This is a genomic window from Actinophytocola sediminis, assembly GCF_054779715.1.
The window spans coordinates 25,024-43,529 of the sequence record NZ_BAAGXS010000006.1 but is presented as its reverse complement, the minus strand read 5'-3'; the positions used below and the strand labels follow the sequence as shown (position 1 = coordinate 43,529).

General features: G+C 67.2%; 21 protein-coding genes. 4 read left to right on the top strand and 17 right to left on the bottom strand.

Translation table 11 applies throughout. The features are described 5' to 3' along the window. Nucleotides 1–16: 16 nt before the first annotated feature. The 8 genes from ACYVIP_RS03920 to ACYVIP_RS03885 all read right to left on the bottom strand — a co-directional run bounded on the left by ACYVIP_RS03920 (nucleotide 17) and on the right by ACYVIP_RS03885 (nucleotide 6,178). Nucleotides 17–1,000, bottom strand: coding sequence for a S1 family peptidase (locus ACYVIP_RS03920; protein ID WP_460392050.1), 984 nt, complete (start codon nucleotides 998–1,000; stop codon nucleotides 17–19). Between the two features lie 127 nt (nucleotides 1,001–1,127). Next, entirely contained in the window at nucleotides 1,128–2,012 is an 885-nt protein-coding gene (locus ACYVIP_RS03915) for an aldo/keto reductase (RefSeq protein ID WP_460392044.1), read from the bottom strand. A gap of 54 nt (nucleotides 2,013–2,066) precedes the next feature. Next, nucleotides 2,067–2,711: a dTMP kinase gene (gene tmk / locus ACYVIP_RS03910; RefSeq protein ID WP_460392042.1), complete on the bottom strand. Its 645-nt coding sequence runs from the start codon at nucleotides 2,709–2,711 to the stop codon at nucleotides 2,067–2,069. After that, nucleotides 2,689–3,282 (bottom strand): 3'-5' exonuclease, encoded by a 594-nt coding sequence (locus ACYVIP_RS03905; protein WP_460392040.1) that lies wholly within the window; start codon nucleotides 3,280–3,282, stop codon nucleotides 2,689–2,691. Before ACYVIP_RS03905 ends, tmk begins: the two co-directional genes overlap by 23 nt. After that, on the bottom strand, nucleotides 3,275–4,432 hold the full coding sequence (locus ACYVIP_RS03900; RefSeq protein ID WP_460392038.1) for a radical SAM protein: 1,158 nt from the start codon (nucleotides 4,430–4,432) through the stop codon (nucleotides 3,275–3,277). The genes ACYVIP_RS03905 and ACYVIP_RS03900 overlap by 8 nt, the downstream gene beginning before the upstream one ends. A gap of 129 nt (nucleotides 4,433–4,561) precedes the next feature. After that, nucleotides 4,562–5,476, bottom strand: coding sequence for a helix-turn-helix domain-containing protein (locus ACYVIP_RS03895; protein ID WP_460392036.1), 915 nt, complete (start codon nucleotides 5,474–5,476; stop codon nucleotides 4,562–4,564). Further along, a complete protein-coding gene (locus ACYVIP_RS03890) occupies nucleotides 5,421–5,912 on the bottom strand; it encodes a DUF6879 family protein (RefSeq protein ID WP_460392034.1) in 492 nt (163 codons plus the stop codon). Before ACYVIP_RS03890 ends, ACYVIP_RS03895 begins: the two co-directional genes overlap by 56 nt. 29 nt (nucleotides 5,913–5,941) lie before the next feature. Then, the gene (locus ACYVIP_RS03885; protein WP_460392032.1) at nucleotides 5,942–6,178 is read right to left on the bottom strand and encodes a hypothetical protein; all 237 of its coding nucleotides are present in this window, start codon (nucleotides 6,176–6,178) and stop codon (nucleotides 5,942–5,944) included. A 666-nt stretch (nucleotides 6,179–6,844) separates the two neighbouring features. Here ACYVIP_RS03885 and ACYVIP_RS03880 point away from each other — a divergent pair. Together ACYVIP_RS03880 and ACYVIP_RS03875 are read left to right on the top strand one after the other, a co-directional pair. Then, the gene (locus tag ACYVIP_RS03880) at nucleotides 6,845–7,297 is read left to right on the top strand and encodes a histone-like nucleoid-structuring protein Lsr2 (RefSeq protein WP_460392030.1); all 453 of its coding nucleotides are present in this window, start codon (nucleotides 6,845–6,847) and stop codon (nucleotides 7,295–7,297) included. Nucleotides 7,298–7,510: 213 nt separating this feature from the next. After that, nucleotides 7,511–7,879: a hypothetical protein gene (locus ACYVIP_RS03875; RefSeq protein WP_460392028.1), complete on the top strand. Its 369-nt coding sequence runs from the start codon at nucleotides 7,511–7,513 to the stop codon at nucleotides 7,877–7,879. A 148-nt stretch (nucleotides 7,880–8,027) separates the two neighbouring features. On the opposite strand, the gene ACYVIP_RS03870 is transcribed toward ACYVIP_RS03875, so the two are convergent. The 3 genes from ACYVIP_RS03870 to ACYVIP_RS03860 form a co-directional block, all read right to left on the bottom strand. Further along, entirely contained in the window at nucleotides 8,028–8,864 is an 837-nt protein-coding gene (locus ACYVIP_RS03870; RefSeq protein WP_460392026.1) for an amidohydrolase family protein, read from the bottom strand. A 121-nt stretch (nucleotides 8,865–8,985) separates the two neighbouring features. Next, on the bottom strand, nucleotides 8,986–9,960 hold the full coding sequence (locus ACYVIP_RS03865; RefSeq protein WP_460392024.1) for an aldo/keto reductase: 975 nt from the start codon (nucleotides 9,958–9,960) through the stop codon (nucleotides 8,986–8,988). Then, complete coding sequence (locus ACYVIP_RS03860) at nucleotides 9,957–10,265, bottom strand: L-rhamnose mutarotase (protein WP_460392022.1); 309 nt, start codon at nucleotides 10,263–10,265, stop codon at nucleotides 9,957–9,959. Before ACYVIP_RS03860 ends, ACYVIP_RS03865 begins: the two co-directional genes overlap by 4 nt. A gap of 63 nt (nucleotides 10,266–10,328) precedes the next feature. Here ACYVIP_RS03860 and ACYVIP_RS03855 point away from each other — a divergent pair, with 63 nt between their 5' ends. Continuing rightward, nucleotides 10,329–11,018, top strand: a complete 690-nt coding sequence (locus ACYVIP_RS03855) for a FadR/GntR family transcriptional regulator (protein WP_460392020.1) — start codon at nucleotides 10,329–10,331, stop codon at nucleotides 11,016–11,018. A 316-nt stretch (nucleotides 11,019–11,334) separates the two neighbouring features. On the opposite strand, the gene ACYVIP_RS03850 is transcribed toward ACYVIP_RS03855, so the two are convergent. The 6 genes from ACYVIP_RS03850 to ACYVIP_RS03825 all read right to left on the bottom strand — a co-directional run bounded on the left by ACYVIP_RS03850 (nucleotide 11,335) and on the right by ACYVIP_RS03825 (nucleotide 17,410). Next, nucleotides 11,335–12,081 carry an SDR family NAD(P)-dependent oxidoreductase gene (locus tag ACYVIP_RS03850; RefSeq protein WP_460392018.1) on the bottom strand — a complete coding sequence of 249 codons (747 nt, stop codon included), beginning with the start codon at nucleotides 12,079–12,081 and terminating at the stop codon, nucleotides 11,335–11,337. Further along, nucleotides 12,078–13,373 (bottom strand): enolase C-terminal domain-like protein, encoded by a 1,296-nt coding sequence (locus ACYVIP_RS03845; protein ID WP_460392016.1) that lies wholly within the window; start codon nucleotides 13,371–13,373, stop codon nucleotides 12,078–12,080. Before ACYVIP_RS03845 ends, ACYVIP_RS03850 begins: the two co-directional genes overlap by 4 nt. Nucleotides 13,374–13,525: 152 nt before the next feature. After that, nucleotides 13,526–14,146: a LutC/YkgG family protein gene (locus tag ACYVIP_RS03840; protein WP_460392014.1), complete on the bottom strand. Its 621-nt coding sequence runs from the start codon at nucleotides 14,144–14,146 to the stop codon at nucleotides 13,526–13,528. Then, nucleotides 14,139–15,578: a lactate utilization protein B gene (locus ACYVIP_RS03835; RefSeq protein ID WP_460392012.1), complete on the bottom strand. Its 1,440-nt coding sequence runs from the start codon at nucleotides 15,576–15,578 to the stop codon at nucleotides 14,139–14,141. Before ACYVIP_RS03835 ends, ACYVIP_RS03840 begins: the two co-directional genes overlap by 8 nt. 61 nt (nucleotides 15,579–15,639) lie before the next feature. Beyond that, nucleotides 15,640–16,350: a (Fe-S)-binding protein gene (locus ACYVIP_RS03830; protein WP_460392010.1), complete on the bottom strand. Its 711-nt coding sequence runs from the start codon at nucleotides 16,348–16,350 to the stop codon at nucleotides 15,640–15,642. 208 nt (nucleotides 16,351–16,558) lie between these two features. Next, entirely contained in the window at nucleotides 16,559–17,410 is an 852-nt protein-coding gene (locus ACYVIP_RS03825; RefSeq protein ID WP_460392008.1) for a fumarylacetoacetate hydrolase family protein, read from the bottom strand. Between the two features lie 181 nt (nucleotides 17,411–17,591). Here ACYVIP_RS03825 and ACYVIP_RS03820 point away from each other — a divergent pair, with 181 nt between their 5' ends. Beyond that, complete coding sequence (locus ACYVIP_RS03820; RefSeq protein WP_460392006.1) at nucleotides 17,592–18,383, top strand: class I SAM-dependent methyltransferase; 792 nt, start codon at nucleotides 17,592–17,594, stop codon at nucleotides 18,381–18,383. The last annotated feature ends 123 nt before the right edge of the window (nucleotides 18,384–18,506 follow it).

Below are 18,506 nucleotides of genomic sequence, written 5' to 3'. Positions count from 1 at the left end.
CGCACCTGCCGGTCACTCATGGGACGCGGTTCAGGCCATGTGTTTCGGGCAGCTCGACGGGCGGCGTGTAGGCAGGCACGGGCTTGCGCGGCTCCGGGATCACCGGTTGCGCGCTGAACTCACCGCGTGCGGCGCCGTAGATGAAGTCACGGTGTTCGGGGGCACTGGTGTCGATCGACGCGGCCGTGCCGCACGGGATGCGACCCCGGCTCGTGATACCGACGAGCTTTCCGTCCTTGACCGCAGGGCTCCCTGAATCACCGAAGCACCGTCCATCGGTCCCGTTGACGTTGCTGATACAGATTTCCTTCGCGGACAAGCCACCTTCGCCGCCACACAGGCCGTCAGCGGTGACGGTGGTGTCCAGCTCTTGCAGCATCTTCGGCCGGGGGTCCGACGTACCCGGCTGGGTGCCTGGCTCCGTGCTGCCCCACCCCAGCAGCCGCACCGGATCACCGTTGGCGGCAGCGGAGCCAGCGAGCTGAATCGGCTGACTGTCGAGCAGGTGGTCCAACCGCAGCATGGCGATGTCGTTCGCCGGCTCGGCCGGCGTCCCAGCGAACCAGTCAAACTCCGGGTGCACCACCACCTCAGTCACCCCGGCGGTCTCACCGCCCGACGTACGGTCATGCGACCCGACACGCACCCAGAAGTCACCCTCACTCGGCGTGTGGCTGTAGAACTCCGGTTCCAGGCCGTAGCTGACAGCAAGGTCGCGCAACTCGTCGACGGTCATGGTGGAGGGCGGGTCTTCCACGCAGTGCGCGGCTGTCACCGCCCAACCCCTGAAGATCACCGTCGCTCCGCACTGGTACCCCCAGTCGGTGCCGTCCGGCGTGGTGAAGTTCAGCGCCGCCATCCACGAGTACGACTCGGACGCCGGACCACCGCCGATGATCTGCGGCTCGACGTCATCCGCCTGCGACATCCCGATACCCAGCACCCCAGCTCCCGCGACCGCGAGGATCGTGGAGGCAGGAATGAGTTTTCTGAAACGCACGTTCAACTTCTCCGTTCATTCAATTAGCGATTTGAATTTGCCGTCCATGCGCCATTTAGCACGCGAACGGGCCGGTGGGCACGAGGGTAGGGAAAGGGGGGTAACCTTCCTCGCGCCCACCGGGGCCTCAATTGGCTACTGGCTTGAAGGAATTCTCGACCGTGGTACCAACGGTGATGACCTCTTCGGCAGTCAGTTGAACAACACCGGCCAGCAGGTTCTCGCGCAGATGCTCTGTTGAGCTGGTCCCCGGTATGGGCATGATCACTGAGGATCGGTGGAGTAGCCAGGCGATCGCCAGCTGGACTGGCGTGATGTCGAAGGTCTTCGCCAGTTCTTCCAGAGGTTCGTTCTGCCGCACCACGCTGCCGGAACCGAGCGGCCCGTAGGGAACGAAGGCAACGTTGTTGAGTTCGCAGTATCGGACCACCTCCTCGCTCCTGCGGTTCGTGATGTTGTACTTGTTCTGCACAGCCGCGATGTCAACCAATTCGCTGGCCTTACGGACCTGGTCGACACTGACTTTGGACAGTCCGATGTGGTGTATTTTGCCTTCGGCCTGCATCTCGGCGAGGACAGCGAGTTGGTCCTCCATGGGCACGGCGGGATCGATGCGGTGCAGGTAGTACAAGCTGATCCTGTCCACTTGCAGCCGGCGGATGCTCATCTCAACGCATTGCCGAAGGTACTCCGGCCGTCCGCAGGGTGCCCATTTCTTCGGCCCTTGGCGCGTGAGGCCGCCTTTGGTTGCGATGACCAATTCGTCGGGGTAGGGGAACAGTACCTTGCGGATGTACTCCTCCGCGACAAATGGACCGTAGGCATCAGCGGTATCGATATGCGTCACGCCCGCTTTAATCGCGCCATGAAGGACTCGCATCGCCTGATCAGGATCCAGAGGCGCATTCCAATGACCAGGACCTGTAATCTGCATGGAGCCGAAGCCGAGGCGCCGCACAGGCGATCCTCCAATTGGGAGAATGCTAGATGGCACTTCTTGCTTGTCAGGCATCGATGAAATCCTTGTCGATTTGAACGTTTTACTAATTTCCGGTGCGGGTGATCATCACCCCATCGCTGTCGCGGCAAAGTAGCTGATTAGCTGATCCCGGATGAACGCGGCAGACTGTTGGGCCGGCAAACGGTTACAGTCCACACGCAGCACATCGAAACCGGCTTGGATTAGTCGCTCGGCGGCCTGCCGATAGAAATGGACTTCGGCGTGTGAACTGCTGGGCGTCAGCTGGAAACGGTTGTGAGGGCCGCGCTCGGTCAACCGTTCTGAGATGACGTCGGCATCCGCCTCGATAATGACAGCAAGGTCAGGTCGGCTTACCTCTGCGTTGAGCTGCCATAAAAAATCCGGATCGACACCATCGAATCGTTGCATCACCAGGCCGGAGGGGATGTAGCGGTCGGAAATGACCATTCGACCCGCTTCGATGTGCGTCTTGATCTCAGTTTCGAAGTGGTGATACCTATCTGCTGCATACAGACAGGCGAGCGCGTGACCGGTGACCGTCTCGGTCAACCTCCTACATAGCTCGCCGACCGGACCATTACTCGGTTCAGCTGTGACGTGTACCTCCTCACCGGTGGCGACTAATAGTTCGGCCAGGTGGTGCACAATCGTGGATTTCCCGGCGCCGCTCGGTCCATCAACGCTAACGAACACGCCGCGTTGACGGTCAGAAAAGGGTTGGAGCTTCACTCTCGTCACCACCTGGCGGTGCGCCGTGCAGTTCTCCAACAGATAGTGGAGTGCCGTCGTCTCGGACGGTCAATCGCACAAACAAGCGTGCGGTAACCAATACGTCGTAGGTGGCGCGGTGGGGTGCGAGGCCTTCCGGCAATCCGTCCGCCAGTTTGAACGCGTCCACCAGCGAACCCAGTTTGTAGCTCGACTGGTTTGGCCGGAGGCGTTTGGCGAGTTTAAGCGTGTCCAGAACGTCCGGGCATTCCCACACGCCCAGGTGGCGTTGAAGGACGCCAATGTCAACGTGAGCGTTATGCGCGACCAACACGTCAGCATCCAGAGCCTGACGCACTTCCTCTTCGATGTCGGTGAACGATGGCGCGTCGGTTACGTCCTTGTTGGCTAGGCCGTGGATGCGAGTCGCGAAGTACTTGATTGGCCGTTCGGGCTTCAGCAGCCAGCTCGATGGCTCGCCCACCACCCCATCGACGATGGGCACTGTGGCGACTTCCACGAGGTCGGGCGGCTGCTGGCCGTTGCCCTCCACATCAACGACGGTGTACCGGAGGCTCGTCCAGTCAGTCATCTTTCGGCGTGTCCTTCCATCCGATGTTCGCCCGACCGTGGCGGTACGCATGGTGCGGGTGACGAACATCGTGGACCTGGAAGCCGAGTGCATGTTGGAGGTAGTAGCGCGGCTGTTCCGTGTCGAGGCCGGCCACCACCGCGGCTCGCTCGGTGATGTCGATGACTTTCAGGTCACGCCCTTCGGGCAAGGCGCGGGCGACCTCATGGATCTGCTCGGCTGTCGGTATCCGGTGCGCTTGACGGCAGAGGTCGAGCTGGTGCATCGGGCAGATATCGCACAGTTCCCGGACGCCGTAGTGGCCGTTGTAATCCGGTAGACCGTGGGCGTAGGCCACCGCACACGAAGTCTTGCGGAACAACGAGGCCGAGTCGCTGAAGACGGCAAGCACACGCCGCTCCAACGTCTCAGGCACGATCTTCCGACGCGCCGTGCCTTCATAGGGTTCGGGCAGCCCATTGGCCTTGTAGTAGGCCGCGATCTGACCGCGATAGAACAGCCCGGTGAATACCGTGGCGTCGGCGTAGTGGCTCAGCTCGTACGCAGCGTCGAGGTGCTCGTCGGAGTCATTCAGACCGGGTACCAAGGGACGCCAGTAAAGGACTGTCCTGTACCTGCGCGGGAGAGCACCGCTGGCGAGCTTCAGCGACTCGGCCGCGACCGTGGATGGGTAGGGTTCGATCTGCTTGTTGTCGATCCCCGAGAAGGTGAACAGCAGGGTCACCTTGAGGTTCTTGATGCGGTTAAGCCGCTGTGCGTCAGCCTGCTTCACCTGATGGCGCGTGATGACGAGCACATGATTGGTCAGCCCTCGGCTGTCGAGGTCTTCCAGCACGTCGAACGTGTGCAACTTGACATTGGGCAGGAACGGATCCGTGGCACGGTTGAACAGTTGTACCGGCGTTACGTGCGGCTGAAAGTAGCGGTGACTGACCAACTCTTGGACGGCCTCGGCGTCACCCATCAGGGCGCGCGGCTGGCGCTGATCCCACAGACCGTAGGTGTGACGAATGCAGTAGGAGCAGTCCAGGGGGCAGCCCTGGATGTGGTTGAGACTCAGCCCGCTCTTGCGGTACTCGACCACCTCACGTGCCCGTTCAGGTAGCCGCTCGACTTGTTCCCTGGTCAGCAGGGCAACACGGACGCTCACTGATACTCCCGTAGTGATGGTGACTGTACGTTGCCGCCTCACCAGGGAGCGTAAAGAGAAAAGAACTGTCAGTGAAGCAAATTGCTAGGTATTGCTCGCAAGATCAGTTGATCGTGCGGCGCGAGACAATCAGCGGCCATCCTCAATCTGAGATGAGGAAAGATCGGCAATCACTCGATGGATGATCGCTCTGGCCGCCGCGCCGTAGCTGGCCACCGCCGCCAGCTTCTCGAACGTCGCTGTGTACAACTCGATCTCGTGCAGTTGCCTTAGATTCAGCTCTGCCGAGTACGTCTCAATCTTTACGAGGTCTGAATTATACATCATGAACCCGTGGCGGGGATCGACGATGTATTGCGTCTCGTAACCGATAACTCCGATTCGAACATTCCGTAGTGAAGTCAAAGAGATCAATCGATCGAGCTGCCCCAGCATGATTTCCACTGCGCAAAGTCGGTTGCGAAGCGTCGCTTCGGTGATGACGAAATGGAATGCTTTTCCTGTGCGATACAACATCTCTTGTCGCTGCATCCGCTTGACCACCGCGTCGTTAACATCATTAGGTGTTCGATGAACCACGACCGCCCGCGAAAATAGTGCGCGGGCAAATTCTGGGGTTTGGAGCAGTCCTGGCACCACCGCAGGTTCGAACGATCGATAGAGCTTGGTCTGTTCGTCCTGCCTGGACAATTCGAGCTGGTGCGACACCATCCCAGCCTTGAGCACCCGTTTCCATTCAGAGTGCTGCACCTCAAGCGTATGTAGCGAAGCTAGCAGGGACTCTGTTTCGTGCTCGGTGTTAGTCTCTCGCGTCCACGCCCTGATGTCGTCGTCCGTCGGCGCTTGTTTGCCGTTTTCGATCTTACTTATCTTAGACGCCTGCCAAGCCAACGACTCCGCAAGTGCTTTGCCAGTAAGTCGGGCTTGGCGGCGCAACTCGCGCAGTCGTTGACCAAGGGCGTTACGCGCTTCTTCAACGCCATCTGAACTATTGGACCTTGGCCTCAAAACTATCCTGTCTAATAGCGTGATGCTGGGCAACATCCCGCCAGTAGTTGTGCTTCACAATCTCAGTGACATCAGCGATGATCTCACCACCTTGAAACCTGTCCTGCTCGTCGAAATGCATCCGCACCAACTTGCACGAGTCGAACAACCAATAATCATGATTGGGCAGATCTACTTGTTTGACTTCCTCGCGAGGCAGGTAGCGAATGTCTTCGCCTGCCGCACTGTTGAGCCGAGCCGCCCAGAGCGCAAATCTGCTGTAGTCGGAGAGTGGCAGGCTGACGATTCGTACTCGAGCGAAGCGTCGGCCTTCCGCAGTGGCCTGCCGAATCATATTGAACCAGGTGTCTGCCCAAGACAAATCGACCGGCTCACCAGCCTTGAACCGACGAAATGACTCAACCTCACGCCGCGCGTTGTATGTTTCCCGCACTTCCAAACGAAAGGCCGTATGGTCGAAACTGCGGAACAACTGACCGAAATCTTCCCCGACAAGCAGACTCAGCGTTCTCCCTCCAAGTCTGTGTACCGGCGAACGTAGAACTCCAGCACCTCTTCAGGGATCTCTATCAGGGTCTCATGGTCCGGCACCGGCCCGATGCCGGCTAGCGCCTGCGGGTCAGTCACCTTCCACCCCTGGGCGATGTAGGTCACCCGATCGGCCCGATCGGTGGCGAACAGTGTGGGCGACTCGCCCTCGATGGAGTCAGGGTCCTTGCCAAGAAAACGGACGCGCATATGCCTTCCTTGCTCCAAGTTGGCGAAACATGCTCGTTCATCGTCGTCTAACACTGGGCGAGCGTCAACAGGGCGGCGTCCGCGCGTAGGTGATCAAGCTGCCGCTCCCCCCGGTGTGACCAGTGGAGCACCATCGTGCAGCCAGGTGCGCGCGGCCAACGGGACCTAGGCGATTGCGAACGTACGAGACTCGCTGATCCAACTATCGGCTGCCAGCCCTGCGTGAGTCCTGAGTCTGACGGTTTGACAGAGGGTGTTAAATCGGGTGCGACAGTCACGAATGAAGGGATTGGGCATGGCGGCAGCATCTGATCTTGATGCGGGCATCCGCGCGTACCTGAGACGGGCGCCTGATGCAGTGGTTCGGTGCCGGTTACTGGGACATGCGTGGGACCCGACGCATGACGGGTTCATCGCGGACGGTCAGGGTAAGGACCAGGTCTACACCCAGACAGTGCGGTGCATGCGGTGCGACAGTACTGGGGTTGACCGGTTCGACCCGATGACGCTGGAGCGGATCAATACGCGGTCGTATGACTACGTGGACGGGTACCTGGCGCGGGACCGCCAGGGCGGGATCTCTCGGCGCGAGGTGCGGCAGTGGATGGCATCGAAGGCCAAGGCTACTAGTGGGCGTCGGCTGCGGAAGGCGAGCTGAGGGAACTCATGCAGAAGGTTCAGTTGTTCGATGATCTGGAGAACGATCAGCCGGCCGAGGAGACGATGCCGTTCGCGTTCGATGGGGAGGCGTATGTCATCGATCTGAGTGCGGCGAACGCGGAGGCGTTCCGGAGTGCGGTCGCGCCGTACCGGGCGGCTGCTCGGCGTCTGGGCAAGCACAAGGTGAGCGCGACGGCGCCAGCCAGGCCGGCGAGGCCGGCTGCGGCGAAGGCGAAGTCTCGTGAGGTGCCGGCCGAGTGGTACAAGGTCGCGTCGGATGATTCGGCCGAGGTGAGGGCCAAGAAGCACGAGTACCGCCAGCGGGTGCGGGAGTGGGCGAACGAGCACGGACGGCTGCGGGGCAAGCGCGGCACGATCCCGCGAGAGGTGTATCGGGCGTACGAGGAGTGGGCTATCACGAACGGTATTGAGATCGGCCCGGCCAGCGTCGGCCTGTGATGTGGAATCCGGCTATCTTGAGCCGTGACCAGGGAAAACGTAGGTACCCCAAGTCCAAATTTGCCCACCGCGGCGTTGGACACCACCTCCGCCTCGGTCAGGCCGGTGGCCGCCGCCGCGAGGACCGACCGCGGGTCGTCGGCCGAGGTGGACACGTTCGCGCGCAGTCGCGCGTAGGCGGCCTCGCCCGCCGCGGTCGGCGAGCCGCCGGCGGTGACCGTCGAGACCGAGTCGACGATCGTCTCGTACCAGGACAGGACCGTCGCGGCGGAGACGCCGGCGAGGCCGAGCGCGTCGGCGACCACCGCCACCGCGAGCGGGCCGGCGAACGCCGACCGCAGCTCGGCGCCGTGCGGGGGGAACGCGTCGACCAGGTCCCGTGCCGTGGCCTCCAGGAACGGGGTGAACCGGTCGCGCACGGGGGCCGGGCGGAACGGGGGCAGGAACGGCGCCCGGTGGCGGGCGTGCGCCGGGCCGTCCAGGGAGAGCATGCTCGGGCCGACCACCCGTGCGGTGGAGAACCGGGGATCGTCCACAGTGAACGTCGCCGGATCGCGCATCACGGCCACCGCCAGGTCGTAGCGGGTCACCAGCCAGCCGTCGAGCGCCGGCACCCAGGCCACCGGCGCGCTCCCCCGCAGCCGGGCCAACACCGGATGCGGATCGGCCGCCAGCTGCTCGAGCGTGACGTCAGTGCGCTGGAGGCGTCCTTCGTCGCGTGGCGGCTCGGTCACGGGCGCAGCCGGTAGACGCGGGTGGCGGTGGTGGTGAGGACCTGGGCGCGTTCGGGTGGGGAGAGGAGGTTCGTGGCGGTGGTGGCGACCTGTTCGTAGGTGGCGGCCAGTTCGCAGACGGGCCAGTCGGAGCCGAACATGACCCGGTCGGGGCCGAAGGCGCGCAGCACGTGTTCGGTGTAGGGGCGCAGGTGTGCTGGTCGCCAGGACGTCCAGTCCGCCTCGGTCACCAGGCCGGAGAGTTTGCTGGACACGTTGGGGTGGTTGGCCAGTCGCCCGATCGCCGCGGCCCACCGGTCGAACTCGCCGGCCGCGATCGGTGGCTTGCCGGCGTGGTCGATGACGAACTGGGCCGACGGCAACAGCCCGGCCAGCTCCACCGCCGCCGGCAGTTGCGGTGGGCGGACGAGCAGGTCGTAGACCAGCCCGGCGGCGGCCACGGCGGCGAGTCCCCGGCGGACGTCGGCGCGCAGCAGCCAGCGCGGGTCCGGCTCGTCCTCGGCCTGGTGGCGGATGCCGACGAGCCGGTCGCCGCCGGGCAGCGCGCGCAGCGCGGCGAGCCGGTCGGCGACGTCCGGCGCGGTGAGGTCGACCCAGCCGATGACGCCGACCACCAGACCGGCCGAGGCGGCGGCGGTGGCCAGGAACTCCGCGGTCTCCTCGGCCGAGGAGATGGTCTGCACCAGGACGGTCGCGGTCACCTCCGGCACGGTCGCGACCACGCGGCGCAGGTCGTCGAGGGTGTAGGCACGGCGGATGGGCGCGAGCGCCGCCCCGGCCAACCACGGATACTCCCGCCGCCCCGGATCCCACAAATGATGATGCGCATCCACCCAGCCCGCCTCCCCGGATTTAAAAGTTCTGGTTGCGGTGGGTTGGTTGGTTCCGGTTTCGTTCGTGTCGGTGGTTGGGTTGCGTTCCGTTCCCCTTGGGTGCGGTTGACGGCCGCTTGGGTCAGGCTGGTGGCTCATCGGGCTCGCCTGGTAGGGGGGTGTCTGGGTGGAGGAGGTTGGTGGCGATCAGGTCTGTCCACAGTGCACGGGGTATGCGGGCGGCGGCGCGGGCGGCGTTGGTCTCGACCTGTGCGGGGGAGCTGGCGCCGAGCACGACGCTGGCGACCGCGGGGTGTCCGGCCGGCAGGGCGATGGCCGCCTCGGGGAGGGTGACGCCGTGGCGGGCGCAGACCTCGGCGATCCGGGTGGCCCGCGCGAGCAGTTCCGGTGGCGCGTCGGTGTAGTTGTAGGTGCGGCCCGGTCGGGGTGCGGCGAGGATGCCGGAGTTGAACACCCCGGCGGCCATCACCGACACGCCGCGTTCCGCGCACAGTGGCAGCAGTTCGTCCAGTGCCGGCTGTTCGAGCAGGGTGTAGCGGCCGGCGATCATCACCACGTCGACGTCGGCGGCGCGGACGAACCTGGCGAGCACGTCGTGGAAGTTCATGCCGAGCCCGATGCCGGTCAGCACGCCCTGGTCGCGCAGTTCGATCAGTGCCGGGAGCGCGCCGCGCAGCACCTCGTCGACGTGGTTCTCCGGGTCGTGCACGAAGGCGATGTCGATCCGGTCGGTGCCAAGGCGGGTGAGGCTCGACTCGAGTGAGCGCAGCACGCCGTCGCGGGTGTAGTCGCGGCGGCGGACGCGGGTCGCCGGAACGTCGAAGCCGTCGGTGTCCCGCTCGTTGGCGCCGCCGGGGTTGTCCACCAACAGCCGGCCGACCTTTGTGGACAGTAGGTAGTCCGCGCGGGGCCGGTCGGCGAGTGCGGCGCCGAGGCGTTGCTCGGACAGGCCGAGGCCGTAGTGCGGGGCGGTGTCGAAGTAGCGGATGCCGTGTGTCCAGGCGGTGTCCACGATCTGGGCGGCGGTCTCGTCGGACATCGCGCGGTAGAGGTTGCCCAGCTGCGCGCAGCCAAGGCCAAGCGAGGTACCGGTCATGGCAGTTCCCAGACCAGTGACAGGCCATGGTCGGTGCCGGTGTAGTCGTCCTCGATGTCCAGTAGTCGGGCCATTCTGGACTGCCAGGCGACGTTGGCCGGGTGGTCGCGCAGCGCGGCGCGCATCGCGGCGTAGTCCTCGACCTCGACGACGTGGAACAGGTCGGGGCCGTCGCGCCAGATGCGCCAGGACGTAACGCCCGCGTCGCGCAGGGCGACGTCCAGTTCGCCCGGGATCACCGCGTGCACCTGTTCGTACTCGGATTCCTTGCCAGGCTTGAGCCGAGTGTGCAGAGCAACACGCATCAGGCCTCCATTCGTGGCACGCTGAGCCGGGAAACATCCGAGGTCTGTGGAAAGGGTCGTGCCATGCCGGTCACCGACGAAGCGATCGACAAGATCAAAGGCATGATCATCTCTGGCGAGCTGACGCCAGGCGACCGGCTGCCGAAGGAGGCGGACCTGGCGAGCCGGTTGGGGCTGTCGCGCAGTTCGCTGCGGGAGGCGGTCAAGGCGCTGTGCCTGATCAGGGTGCTGGACGTGCGCCAGGGCGACGGCACGTACGTGACCAGCCTCGAGCCCAAGCTGCTGCTGGACGCGATGACCTTCGTGGTCGACTTCCACCGCGACGACACCGTGCTCGACTTCCTGGCGGTGCGCCAGATCCTGGAGCCCGCGGCCACCGCGCTGGCCGCGCTGCGGATGACCGATGCCGACATCGCCGAGCTAGCCACGTTGCTGGAGGGCCTGGACGAGTCGCCGACGGTCGAGGCGCTGGTGGCCAACGACCTGGAGTTCCACCGGCGGATCGCCCTCGGGTCCGGCAACCCGGTGTTGTGCTCGCTGATCGACAGCCTGTCCGGGCCGACGACGCGGGCGCGGATCTGGCGCGGGCTGACCCAGGAGGGCGCGGTGGCCAAGACCAGGGAGCAGCACCGCGCCATCTACGAGGCGATCGCCGCGCACGAGCCCGAACTGGCCCGCTCGTGGGCGACGGTGCACGTGGCCGGGGTCGAGCAGTGGCTGCGCGACGCCCTCGGCGGCGCCGACGAGGGCTGAGCCCGCCGGTCCGGCCTCGCGCGGCAACGCCGGCCAACCCACACCACCCGGCCAGCCCATACAGCCCGGCCAGGCACGCCCACTCGCGCCGGAAGCCCGCCTTCGCACGCCGCCCGACCAGACCAGCCTGCGCACGCCGCCCGACCAGACCGGCCTGTCCACACCACCCGACCAGACCGGCCCGTGCGCATCACCCGGCCGAGTCAACCTGCCCTCGGCGCGCGGGGGCCCCCCGATTTCCACTCTAGTTGGTTGGGCCGACGGTTTCGGGGCGGTGGCGGTGGGCTGTGGACAACCTCGTCCACGAGTGGACACGTCAGGTCCTCGGGCGGGGGCGCAGGCCGTACATCCCGCCGTCCACGGCCAGCGCCGTGCCGGTGGTCGAGCTCGACAACGGGCTGGCTAGATACACGATCGCCTGCGCGACCTCCTCGGCGGTCACCAGCCGGCCCATCGGCTGCCGTGCCGCCAGCGCCGCCCGCTCGGCCGCCGGATCCTCCGCCGCCGCCAACAGCCGCCCGATCCACGGCGTGTCCGCGGTCCCCGGACACACACAGTTGACCCGGATCCCGTCCTCGAGGTGATCGGTCGCCATCGCCAGGGTCATCGCGAGCACCGCACCCTTGCTCGCCGAGTACAGCACCCGGTTCGGCAGCCCCTGCCACGCCGCGATCGAACACGTGTTGACCACCGCCGCCGACCCCGATGCCCGCAGCTGCGGCAGCGCGGCCCTGGTCACCCGTGCCATCCCCAGCACGTTCACGTCCAGCACCCGGTGCCACTCGGCGTCGTCGTTGGCGGTGACGTCGCCCTGCGCGCCGATGCCGGCGTTGTTCACCAGCACGTCGATCCCGCCCAACGCCTCGGCCGCCGCCGCGACCGCGCTGGTCACCTCGGCGTCATTCGCGACGTCGCACCGGAAACCGACCAGCGGCTCGTCGACCTCGGGCGTCAGGTCGAGCACGGCCACCCGCGCCCCCCTGGCCGCCAACTCGCTCGCCGTCGCGCGGCCGATACCGGACGCGCCACCGGTGACCACCGCACGTAACCCATCGAAGCTCATGCCGAACTCCACTCCGGACCGTCGGGAAAGGCGTACCGCGCCAGACTCTCATCACGGATCCGCGCGGAAAAGCCCGGCTCGCTCGGCGCCAGGTACCGGCCGCCGCGCACGACCGCCGGATCGGTGAAGTGCTCGTGCAGATGGTCGACCCATTCGATCGCCCGGTCGGCGTCGGTGCCGGACACCGCGACGTAGTCGAACATCGCCAGATGCCGCACCAGCTCGCACAACCCGACCCCACCGGCGTGCGGGCACACCGGCACGCCGAACTTGGCCGCCAGCAACAGGATCGCCACGTTCTCGTTCACCCCGCCGACCCGCGCCGCGTCGAGCTGCAGCACGTCGAGCGCGCCGGCGGTCAGGTACTGCTTGAACATCACCCGGTTGTGCACGTGCTCCCCGGTCGCCACCCGCACCGGCCGGATGGCCTCGGCGATCGCCCGGTGACCGAGCACGTCGTCGGGCGAGGTCGGCTCCTCGATCCAGTACGGGTCATACGGCGCCAGCGCGCGCATCCACTCGACGGCCACCCCGACATCCCACCGCTGGTTGGCGTCCACCGCGATCCGCACATCCGGGCCGACCGCCTCCCTGGCCAGCCGCAACCGCCGCACGTCGTCCTCGACCGAGGCACCGACCTTGAGCTTGAGCATGCCGAACCCGTCGACCACCGCCTGTTTGGCCAGCCGCACCAGCTTCTCGTCGGGGTAGCCGAGCCAGCCGGCGCTGGTGTTGTACGCGCGGTAGCCGGCGGTGCGCAGGTGCTCCGCGCGTGCCGCTCGGCCCGGTTGCGCCGCGTGCAGGATGTCCAGCGCCTCCTGCTCGGTCAGCGCGTCGGTCAGGTACCGGAAGTCGACCAGGCCGACGATCTCCGCCGGCGTCATCGCCGCCAGGAAACTCCACAGTGGACGCTCGGCGCGCCGGGCGGCGAGGTCCCACGCGGCGTTGACCACCGCGCCGACCGCCATGTGCACGACGCCCTTCTCCGGACCCAGCCAGCGAAACTGCGAGTCGCCGACCAGTTCGGCCGACAACGCGGCCAACTCGGCCGCGGTGTCCGGAGTGGACCGTCCGACGACCAGGTGCCCGAGCGCGCGGATGGCGGCGGCCTGCACGTCGTTGCCCCGGCCGATGGTGAACGCGAGCCCGTAGCCGTGCGGCCCCTCGTCGGTGCGCAGCACGACGTAGGCCGCCGAGTAGTCGGGGTCGGGGTTCATCGCGTCCGACCCGTCCAGCTCCCGCGACGTCGGGAACCGCACATCGAGCACGTCCAGGCCGACAATGCGCGCCACGGCCGCGCCCCCTTCCCACACACCACGATCAGACATCCGATGTATACCCGATCCGACCCCCAGAATCCAGCACACCCACCACCCGACCCCACCATTGATCCGATCAGTGCAGCCGCCACCCGCAGCGAAGGGTCCCTTCGCTGCGGTGCGAGCTAGCTGACGACGAGGACTTCCAGGTTGCGGGGGCCGTGGACGCCCTCCACCCGGTCCAGCTCGATGTCACTGGTCGCCGACGGCCCGCTGATGAACGTCAAGGGCCGCACCGGGTCCAGCCGCGCGAGCGCCTCGGGCACGGTGCCGACGATCTGGTCCACCCGCACCACACACAGGTGATAGTCCGGCACCAGCGTCAACGCCCGCCTGCCCTGCGCCTCCCCCGCGTCCAACACGATCGTGCCGGTCTCCGCGATCGCCACCGCGCACCCGGTCAACACCCCGTCCGCCAGGTCAAGCGCCCCGATCGACAACGGGTACAGCGGCCCGTCCAGCGACCAGACCACCTCCGCCACCCGCCACTCCCCCGGCAGGTCCGCCGGCGCGACCAGCCGGCCGGCCCCGCGCGCCAGCAGCGACGCCTCGATCTCGGCGTACAGCTCATCGCCCCGCACCCGACGCACCACCGCGCGATAGTCGGCGACCCGCTCGGCGAACAACGCCACCACGTCACCGACGTCCCGCGCCTGCTCGTAGTCCCTTGGCACCTCGGGCGCCACCGGCCGGTCGGCCAGCGCCGCCCGGATCCGGCCGAGGACGATGTCCCGCGCGTCAGCCACGGGTCCGCCGCCACCACGCCGAGAACGTCTCCGGCGGCGGCGCCGGCACGTCCCGCGAGTTGGTCCACCGCGACGCCGGCCACGGCAACCTGCTGATCCGCCCGCCCCTGGCCACCAGCCGCAGCCGCCCCAGCAGCCACTGCGCGAGCCGGAACGGCCGCGGTCGCGCCATCACCCAGGACGCCGCCGCCATCGCCACCCCCTCCGGGTCGTACGGCGCCTTGGCGCTCACCGACCGCTCCCGCAGATGCACCAGCACCTCGGGAATGTCGATCCGCACCGGGCACACCTCGTAACAGGCGCCACACAACGACGAGGCGAAGGGCAACGACCGCAGCAACGCCGCCGTGCGCGGATCGTCGGTGCCCGCCCCCAGCTGCGGGGTGAGGATCGCGCCGATCGGACCCGGATACACCGAGCCGTAGGCCTGCCCGCCGGTCCGCTCGTAGACCGGGCACACGTTCAGGCACGCCGAACACCGGATGCACCGCAGCGCCTGCCGGCCGACCCGGTCCGCGAGCGTCGCGGTGCGGCCGTTGTCCAACAGCACCAGGTGGAACTCGCGCGGGCCGTCGCCGGGCGTGACCCCCGACCACACCGACGTGTACGGGTTCATCCGCTCCGCGGTCGACGAGCGCGGCAGCAGCTGCAGGAACACCTCCAGGTCCCGCCAGCTCGGCACGACCTTCTCCAGGCCCATCACGGTGATCAGCGTCCTCGGCAGGGTCAGGCACATCCGCCCGTTGCCCTCCGACTCGACCACCACCACCGACCCGGTGTCGGCGACCGCGAAGTTCGCGCCGGAGATCGCCACCTTCGCCGACAGGAACTTGCGCCGCAGGTGCGCCCGCGCGGCCTCGGCCAGCTCGGCCGGCCGGTCGGACACGTCCGCGGCGTGCGGCATGGTGGCCCGGAAGATGTCGCGGATCTCCGCACGGTTGCGGTGGATCGCGGGTACCAGAATGTGTGACGGACGATCGTCGCCGAGCTGCACGATGAGTTCCGCGAGATCCGTCTCGATCGCGGTTACGCCACCCGCTGCCAACGCCTCGTTGAGACCGATCTCCGCGGTCGCCATGGACTTGACCTTGACCACCTCGTCGGCCCCGGCGTCCCGCACCAGCCCGAGCACGATCTCGTTCGCCTCGGCGGCGTCCCGCGCCCAGTGCACCACGCCCCCGCGCGCGGTGACCTGCGCCTCCAGCCGGGTCAGATAGCCGTCCAGGTCGGCGAGCACCTCGTCCTTGATCGCCTCGCCGGCCAGCCGTAACCGCTCCCAGTCGGGCAACTCGGCCACCGCTGCGGCCCGCTTGGTGCGGATCGTGCCGGTGGCGTGCGCGAGGTTGCCCCGCAGCTGCACGTCGGCCAGCGCGGTACGCGCGGCCGCCGGAAAAGTCGGGCTGCCGAGCCAGGTCACCGGGTTACGGCCCATGACTCCTCCTCCGTGCTGGCCAGCATCCAGGCCACAATCAAAACCTGGCTGCCGGGCCGGGTCACCGGGTTGGGGCCCATGGCTCCTCCTCCGTGCTGGCCAGGATCTCCGCCAGGTGCAGCGCGCGCACCCCGGTGTTGAGCCGGGAGAGCCCGCCGCCGATGTGCATCAGGCAGGAGTTGTCCCCCGCGGTGAGCACCCGGGCGCCGGTGTCGAGCACGTCGCGCATCTTGTCGGCGAGCATGGCCGTCGAGGTGTCCGCGTTCTTGATCGCGAACGTGCCGCCGAACCCACAACAGGACTCCGGCTCCGCCAGCTCCACCAGGTCCAGCCCGCGCACCGCGCGCAGCAGCCGCAGCGGCTTGTCCCCCACGCCGAGCACGCGCAGCGAGTGGCAGGTCGGGTGGTAGGTGACCCGGTGCGGGAAGTACGCCCCGACGTCGGTCACCCCGAGCACGTCGACCAGGAACTCCGACAGCTCGTAGGTCCGCCCGGCGACCTGGACCGTCGAGCGGTGCAGGCCGGGGTAGAGCTCGCGGACCATGCCGGCGCACGAGCCGGACGGCGCGACCACCGCGTCCTGGCCGGCGAAGGCCTTCGCCGTGCGGCGCGCGAGCGTGGTGGCCTGGCGGCGGTAGCCGGTGTTGTAGTGCATCTGGCCGCAGCAGGTCTGGTCCGGCGGGAACTCCACCACGCAGCCGAGCCGCTCCAGCAGCCGGACCACCGCCCGCGCGGTGTCCGGGAACAACGTGTCCGTCAGACAGGTGGCCATCAGCGCCACCCGCTGTACCGCCACCCCGCGCTTCAATGTGTTGGTTGCGTCGGGGAGGACGGGTGCGGGTTGGTCGCGTACTTGTGGCTGGGTTGCGTCACGTTCCCCTGAGGTGCGGTTGGGAGGCACTCGGGATGAGTTTGTTCCCGAAGTTGACTGACGGTGTCTCACCCGTGCTCCCCTCCCGGCTGACCGACCAGGTCGGAGCTCAGGCCTTGGCGAGCACCTGACGCTGCCGGCCGAGTCCGTCGATCTCGATCTCCATGACATCGTCGACCGAAAGGTACGGGAACCGGCCCGAGAGCGCGACGCCCTCCGGCGTACCGGTGTTGAGCAGGTCGCCCGGCTCGAGCACCATGAACTGGCTGATGTGGGCCACCAGCTCGGCCACGCCGAAGAGCATGTCCTCGGTGGTCGAGTCCTGGCGCGGCTCGCCGTTGACGAACGACCGCAGCCGCAGCGACCCCGGGTCGAGCTGGTCGGCTGGCACCAGCCACGGGCCGAGCGGGTTGAACGTCTCGCAGCACTTGCCCTTGCCCCACTGTCCACCTGAGACAGTCGGGTCGAGCTGGAAGTGCCGCTCGGAGACGTCGTTGGAGATGGTGTAGCCGGCGACATAGGACAGCGCGTCGGCCACGTCGACATACCTGGCGCGGCGCCCGATCACCACGCCGAGCTCGACCTCCCAGTCGACCTTCTGCGCGCCGCGGGGCACCAGCACCTCGTCATAGGGGCCGACGACGGTGTTGGGGTGCTTGAAGAACACCACCGGCTGGGCGGGCGGCGCCGCGCCGGACTCGGCGGCGTGCGCGGCGTAGTTCATGCCGACGCAGATCACCGATGACGGCCGGGCGATCGGCGGCCCGATCCGCTCGCCGTCGATCGAGGTCTCGGGCAGCGAGCCGGCCGCCAGCGCCTCCCGGACCCGCGCGATGCCGTCCTCGGCGAGGAACGGCCCGTCGGTGTCGTCGGTCAGCCCGGACAGGTCGAACGCCCGGTCCAGCCGGTCGCGCACCACCGGACGCTCGGCACCGGCCGCACCCACTCGCATCAACCGCAAGACGTTCACTCCCGTCCAGGCACACACAGCTCGTCGCGCCGAAGCCTAATGTCCGTTGGTCTCGGACTCTAAGCAGTTGGACATCCGATGTAAACGTGACCTGCGACGAGTACGAACCGCGACCTCCCATTACCGAGCGTTGATACTCGACACCGGGGTGTGACCTTTATCATGCGCGGCCATGTCCCAGACTGAAACTCCGAACTGGACCACCTACGTCGACACCACCGCGCCGACCGAGCACGAGCGGCTGCGGATGTTGCAGGATGTGTTCGATCCCCTCAGCGCCCGCCTGCTCGACCAGGCCGGCGTCAGACCCGGCTGGCACTGCCTCGAGGTCGGCGCGGGCGCGGGGTCGGTGGCCAGGATGCTCGCCGAGCGCGCCGGCGCGGACAACGTCACCGCGACCGACATGAGCACCGACTTCCTCACCCCGCTGGCCGATATCGGCATCCGCGTGCTGCGCCACGACGTGACCGTCGACGAGGCACCCGGCGAGTTCGACCTGATCCACACGCGCAAGGTGCTCGAACACGTCGTCGAGCGGGACAGGGCGTTGGCGCGCATGACGTCCTGGCTCAGACCAGGCGGCTGGTTATTAGTCGAGTCGGCGAGCCCGGCGCCGGACATGTCCAGTGTGCCGGCGGTCGGCCGCTGTCTGCGGGTGCTCGGCGAGGTGCTCGGCGCGTCGGTGGGCACCGACCCGCTGTGGGCGCGCGCCATGCCGGTGCCGCTGGAGCGCGCCGGGCTGGTCGACTGCCACGCCGAGGGGCACTCCGTGGCCATCCGCGGCGGTTCGCTGATGGCCCGCTGGATGGCCGCCACCCTGCGGCTGATCGAGGCGACCGCGCTGGAGCGCGGCGCGGTCACCGAACAGGACCTCGCCGAGGCCTACGCGGCCTACCGGGACCCGGACTTCGTCGACTACACCTGGCTCATGATCAGCGCTATGGGCCGCCGAGCACCACGCTGACCTGCGGCAATCACTCTGCTGGTACGAGGCAGAGATCACCCGAGGGTGGCGCCGCCGTCCGATTCGTGTTCGGATGGATGACCGGTGCAAGCCTCGGCTGCTAGGGCGGTGCGTGCCGCCTGG